The sequence below is a fragment of the Pediococcus argentinicus genome (genome assembly GCF_001437605.1).
Lineage (GTDB): Bacteria > Bacillota > Bacilli > Lactobacillales > Lactobacillaceae > Pediococcus > Pediococcus argentinicus.
The window spans coordinates 68180-74307 of record NZ_JQCQ01000005.1 but is presented as its reverse complement, the minus strand read 5'-3'; the positions used below and the strand labels follow the sequence as shown (position 1 = coordinate 74307).

The 6128-nt window shown below is 37.1% G+C and carries 5 protein-coding genes; 2 read left to right on the top strand and 3 right to left on the bottom strand.

The window, feature by feature from the left end; genetic code table 11:
• Positions 1-42: 42 nt before the first annotated feature.
• The 3 genes from IV88_RS02270 to IV88_RS02260 all read right to left on the bottom strand — a co-directional run bounded on the left by IV88_RS02270 (position 43) and on the right by IV88_RS02260 (position 3965).
• Entirely contained in the window at positions 43-528 is a 486-nt protein-coding gene (locus IV88_RS02270) for a hypothetical protein (RefSeq protein ID WP_057798308.1), read from the bottom strand.
• Between the two features lie 388 nt (positions 529-916).
• Complete coding sequence (locus IV88_RS02265) at positions 917-2902, bottom strand: cation:proton antiporter (RefSeq protein WP_057798306.1); 1986 nt, start codon at positions 2900-2902, stop codon at positions 917-919.
• Between the two features lie 103 nt (positions 2903-3005).
• Positions 3006-3965, bottom strand: a complete 960-nt coding sequence (locus IV88_RS02260) for a nucleoside hydrolase (RefSeq protein WP_057798304.1) — start codon at positions 3963-3965, stop codon at positions 3006-3008.
• A gap of 127 nt (positions 3966-4092) precedes the next feature.
• On the opposite strand from IV88_RS02260, the gene IV88_RS02255 reads away from it, so the two are divergent.
• Together IV88_RS02255 and IV88_RS02250 are read left to right on the top strand one after the other, a co-directional pair.
• Positions 4093-5103, top strand: a complete 1011-nt coding sequence (locus IV88_RS02255; protein ID WP_057798302.1) for a PrsW family intramembrane metalloprotease — start codon at positions 4093-4095, stop codon at positions 5101-5103.
• Positions 5103-6101 (top strand): NAD(P)/FAD-dependent oxidoreductase, encoded by a 999-nt coding sequence (locus IV88_RS02250; RefSeq protein ID WP_057798300.1) that lies wholly within the window; start codon positions 5103-5105, stop codon positions 6099-6101. The genes IV88_RS02255 and IV88_RS02250 overlap by 1 nt, the downstream gene beginning before the upstream one ends.
• Positions 6102-6128 lie beyond the last annotated feature (27 nt).

Sequence of the window (6128 nt, the reverse complement as noted above, 5' to 3'; positions counted from 1 at the left end):
TTGTCCAATATCAGGGGTTCAGTTCAAGGGAGATTTTTTGGATTATTCAAATGAAAGTGGATTAATAATATTACCGATCATAGAGTATGCAAAACGAATATTTTCTGCTTTAGTCCATCCTAACAAATGACTGTGTGAGTAAACCTGATAATATGCTTCGCCATTTATAATTTTTTTACTTTTTATTACTGCTAAAAAATTAGGGAGTCCCTTTGTAATGGCCTTTTTTTGAATATTATATAAGCCATGCTTTCCAATATTTTTATAGAATCTTACATTTCCTTTGAAATATCTTTTTCCGTATTTATGGTTAGACTTCTTTTCTAATTTTAGAAATGACTTTGTTTCTTTAACAGTTTTTAATTTAGATTTCGCTAGCTTTTTATAGTAACGATCTAGTTGTTTCTGTTCTGATTGATCAGAGGAAACGTTACTTTTAGATATAACCTGCGCGTTTACAGATTTGATACCAGATAAACTAGCTATAGTGCAGATGAATAGCATAATTAGCAAAATTTTCTTTTTCATTTTAATCTCCAGTGGAATTGAATATATTACAAAAATTTATTATATAAATATAACTTAAATTGATACTTTATACAATGTCTGAAGGTGTCTAACATTCAGTATTTCCATACAACTGTGATAGTGAAGATATTTCAATCTGAAACGTGTTCCACAAACCAGCCTTCTGTGCTTAGCTACGAACTGAGCACATTCCCCAAACCCGGAAATATCCTCAGTCTTATGCTAATGCTCGAAGCCTATCCGGTTTGTTCCGCACTTGTATTCGAAACGTGTTCCACAAACCAAGTTTCTCCGTTTAGCTACACCCTGACAACTATCCCAAAACCGGATAATTGTCAGTCTTATGCTAATACTCGCAACTTACCCGGTTTGTTCCACACTCTTTATTTTAACTATAAATTCCATCATTCTGCATATAAACTAACTCATCATTAGAAATCTGTTCATAAAGTAGTCCGGCGAGATCTTTTGAAATAGTACCTTTTGATAACAAGTTTTGGACGAAATTGTATTCGTGTTGGAAGGCACTGATAAATAGTTCATCTTGAATTTCGTCACTGGTTGAACCGAATTGGAAACGACGGTGACGTTGGCGGTAATAACGTTCTAGCCAACGAACGGAGTCGCGATTATTAGCGTTCACAATTTCAGATAAGTAATCAAATATTTTAGGGGATACTTGGTCTTCAATATCAGCTAGTTGTTGTTTACCGTTTAAGTATTTTTTCTTCATCTCAGGATTAAGTGTGTGAATCGAAACCGAGGGATGACGTAATCTATGCCAACGTTTTAAAATGTTGAACTTTAACCTTAAAGCTATATTTTGAAAGACCGTGTTTTCGATTCGTGATGACTGTGAAAAGATTAAACGTTGATACATGGATTGTTGTTGAGTGGTAAGGTCACCATTATCAACCATATCTTGAACAATGCCGTTTTCTAGATTGTTACAGTCATTGAATAATCTTAATAGCTGACGTCGTTTTGGTGACCGAGTAGCTGATTGTTGGCTATAAAGGGTGGCAATCACCGCCTGAGTTTCGACAGGATCTTCTTCAACTTCTTCAATTTTATTGGCAGCGTATCGAATCATCTGTTTGCGGTATTTGTCGATATCTTCAACAGAATAGGATAGGGATTTTGTTGGTAACAAAATTGGTAATAAGATAGTTGGAACCAGAATACTAGTGATAATAACCACGGCAGCAATGAAAATTAGATCATTTCGGTAAGGAAAATTCATACTATGACTCATAAGTGGTAACGAGAAAGCCATTGATAGGGTGATAGTACCGTGAATTCCATTTAGAGCAATTAAAAAGTTGTTGAAACGCCTAGCTTTAGGTTTAAATCGAATACTAGCAAGTCTAAATGTCACCCATAAGTACCGAAGTAGCGTCATTACTACATATAACAACAGTCCGATTAGAATTAACGATCCAATTGATGCAACGTTCCGTGTTAAATGAAGAATATTGCTAACAACAGTTGGTAAAGCAGCACCTAAAAGAACGAAGACAAAGCCATCCATCGTGCTTGAAAGAACTTCCCAAGTTGTTTTGGTAACGATTTGAATACTGGTTGAAGTCAGTCGTAGTTGTTTTTGCATAGCTCCTTGGACCAAGCCAGCTGCCACGACTGCTAGAATTCCAGAAGTACCAAGTTCTTCAGCGATTAAATAGATAGTAAATGGAGTGATTAGATTGATCGGCACAATGATATTTGGATTATCAATTTGATGTTCAATTAAAAATGATTGGGTACGGGTCACTAGGTAACCTAAGATCATTCCGAAAATTAAACCACCAAAGAAAACATAAATGTAGTCAGCAATGCTAAACCAAGCTGAAAAGTGACCGGTTTGGAAGGTGAGAAGTGCAATATCAAAGGCAACAATACCGCTTGCATCATTGAATAAAGATTCATTCTTAAGCGTGTTCATCGCCTCTGAAGGTACTTCCAGATTCTGTGTAACTGATGAAACTGCAACTGCATCGGTTGGAGTGATAATTGCTCCTAAAGCAAAGGCAAGAGCAATTGGTAATCCAGGAATGAGTTGATGTGTAATAAAACCAACAATTACGATTGTTAAAAGGGCTAAACCAATGGCAAGCGAGAAAGTATTGGTCAATGAGTGGCGAAGCTTATTGATATTGGTGTTTGCTCCATCATAAAACATTAATGGTGCAATGATTGCAACCATAAATAATTTTGGGTCAAGACTAAAATGTTGATAAACAGTTGGTATGAGAGACAGAATCAGTCCCATTCCGATTTGAATAATTGCTTGAGGAATAAAACTAATTTTTGTAGCAATGACATTTGAAATAATCACTGAGATGATTAAAGTTAAAACGGCTAGTACAATTTCCAAATAAATCCCTCCGAAGTAAATACTTTAATACTAGTGTATCATGTGTGAATTAATTGTATAAAAAAAGCACCCAACATGGGATGCTTCATTTTACATTTAGTGACTAGTTTTGTTGAAAGAGTCCTGTAAGTAACGTCATGAACTCAGCTAGATAACGATCTTGATCAACTGTTAGCGCAACCGTTACATTAGGATTTTCTTCAGTTAAGCGAGCTGGGTCACCAATTGTGCGTGCCCTCATTTCTTTACTAGTATCAACGAACATGTTGATATCTAATGTAGTAACGAATGATGGGTCAATTGCGACACCAACGGCTAGTGGGTCATGTAAAGCACATCCATGTAAATGAGGACTCGTAACTTTATAAACATCAATGTAGTAATCAACGATGTCTGCAAATTTTTCACCAGCAACTGTTTTTAGTTCACGCCATTGTTTGGTTTCTGATTTAGTAAGTAGTGTACGAAGAGTAACATCAAGACCGACCATTGTGATGTTTAATTTGCTGGTGAATACTTCGTTAGCAGCAAAGGCATCTTGATTAATGTTAGCTTCAGCAACTGGAGTAACATTTCCAGGGACAGTTAAAGCACCACCCATTAGAGTTACACTGCCAATTAATTCAGCGATACTAGGATCTTTTCTTAAGGCTAGGGCTAAATTAGTTAGGGGACCAGTTGGAACTAAAACGAGGTCGGATTGGTATTTGTGAGCTGCTTCAATGATAAAGTCAGCTCCGGATTGAGATTCAACCTGGCGACTTGGTTTTGGTAATTCAACTTCACCAATTCCATTCTTACCATGGATTTGAGCACTGATTGGCATTACATCAAAGTGATCTGTAGTTTGTGAGTGTTGTTCACCCAAAAAGACGGGGACGTCTGTATGTCCGAGCAGTTCGAGGATTTTTAAACTATTAGTACCTGCATCTGGAGTTAATACATTTCCATATGAGGATACAATTCCGATTAAATCAACATCAGGAGCAGCAACGGCGTAAGCAATTGCCATTGCGTCATCGATACCAGTATCAAGATCTAAGATCATTTTTTTCTGAGCCAAAGTGAATCCCTCCTAAAAGTTTTAACGTACACCTTAATCATACGGAAAGACGGTCTAAAAAACAATTAGACTTTTCTTTTTTTAAACAACCAGTTATCATAATTATTATGTGAAAAGAGGTCTTGTTATGAAGAAACAAGCGCCAGTTCGGAAGTATCACTTTGATATGTTAGAACAGGCTTTACACGAAGTGGACGAGTGGACTGGAAGTTCAGATTATTTCAAAATTAATTTAAAAAATAACTTTGCTCAGGTTTTTAAACGACATTCAAAAAAAGAATCAGATGAGGTTTTCATTGCGGGAACGTCAGATACGACCCCAGAGTTGAGTGATATTTCAGAAAATGAAGCTCAACCGTGGCTCTTTGCTAGAGTTTTTCTTGTTTTATTTGGTGCCTTTATGGGCTTGCTCGCTCTGTATCTATTATTTCGGAGTGATAAAGCAGTTCCAGGTTTGATATTCATCGGATCACTGATGGTGCCATTTTCATTATTGGTATTTTTCTTTGAAATGAATGCATTTAAGAATATTAGTATTTTTTCCGTCACGCAGATTTTTTTAATCGGTGGGGTTTTGTCATTACTAATGACAATGGTCCTGTATGGACTTATTCCAGTCAAAACTAATATGGATTTTAGTTCAGCATTAAGCATTGGTTTGATTGAAGAGACCGCTAAACTAATTATTGTGGCATATTTTATATGGCGGTTAAATGCTAATTTTATTTTAAATGGATTATTAATTGGAGCTGCCATTGGAGCAGGATTCGCTGTTTTTGAAACCTCAGGTTACGCCGGAATTTATGGCATTAGTACTTTATTTGATCGAAGCTGGGAAGCGCTCGGTACACATACGCTTTGGTCTGCTATTTCAGGTGCTTCCATTGTGTTGGCAAAAGAATGGCGTGCACCTATTATCAAAGGAACGTTAGCTAAACCACGTTTTTATTTATTCTTTGGCACAGCAGTCCTATTGCATACCTGCTGGGACTGGAATATGCCCATTATTGGTCACTATTATGCGCAATACTGGTTTCTAATTTTTATTGCATGGCTAGTGGTCTTAGCCCTGATTCACGCCGGTGTTAGAGAGATTAAAATGCTTCATCAAGCAGCCAAGAAAGTAGAGAAGATGTAATGAGTAATAAAATGTACGATATCACTATCATCGGTGGTGGCCCAGCAGGCTTGTTTGCTGGATTCTATGCTGGAATGCGAACCGCTAAAGTTCAGATTATCGAGAGTTTAGAACAACTAGGCGGCCAAGTATCAGCGTTGTATCCTGAAAAAAGTATCCACGATGTTGGTGGATACCCAGGAATTAAGGCCTTAGATTTGGCACAACAGTTAGAAAAGCAGGTACGCCAGCTACCAGTTGATATTCGGATCAAAGAAACAGTGACGAATGTATCCAAACTATCAGATATGGAGGCTTACCAAATTGTTACTGATAAAGGCGCATATCAAACTAAGTCAATTGTGATTGCGACCGGAAATGGAGCTTTTCAACCGCGAAAACTTGCAATTGAAAATGGAGAAAGCCTAGAAGATCAACATCTGTTTTATCATGTGCCAGACCTACATCGCTTTGATGATCAACGGGTTATGGTTGCAGGTGGTGGAGATTCAGCTATCGATATTGCTCTGATGCTTGAACCAATTGCTAAAGAAGTAATTTTAGTCCATCGGCGAGATGAGTTTAGGGCGATGGAGCACAGTGTGCAATTACTACAAAATTCAGGGATTCAAACTAAGACACCATTTTTAATTAAAGCCGTTAAGGAAGAAAACAATCATCTAGCAGTTGAATTGGATCGAGTACGTTCTGATGAAACTGAAACGATTGAAGTTGACGATGTTCTAGTTAATTATGGTTTTACTTCAAGTAACAAAATCATCAAGAATTGGGATATTCAACCAGAACAGAAGCATCGCATGTTTCTAGTGGATAACATGATGCAAACGAGTATTCCAAATATCTATGCGATTGGCGATGGAATCGAGTATCCTGGTAAATTGAGATTGATTGCAACGGCCTTTGGTGAAGGACCGGTTGCAATTAATCAGATTATGAATAACTTATATCCTGGTAAACGTGGTCCGTTGCATAGTACTTCGATGTTTCAGGAAAAATAAGCGGATGGTAAAAGGCTATAAATCAGT

Coding starts and splice junctions, on each gene's coding strand:
- IV88_RS02270 (WP_057798308.1), bottom strand. CDS start 528: ATGAAAAAGAAAATTTTGCTAATTATGCTATTCATCTGCACTATAGCT.
- IV88_RS02255 (WP_057798302.1), top strand. CDS start 4,093: ATGAAGAAACAAGCGCCAGTTCGGAAGTATCACTTTGATATGTTAGAA.
- IV88_RS02250 (WP_057798300.1), top strand. CDS start 5,103: ATGAGTAATAAAATGTACGATATCACTATCATCGGTGGTGGCCCAGCA.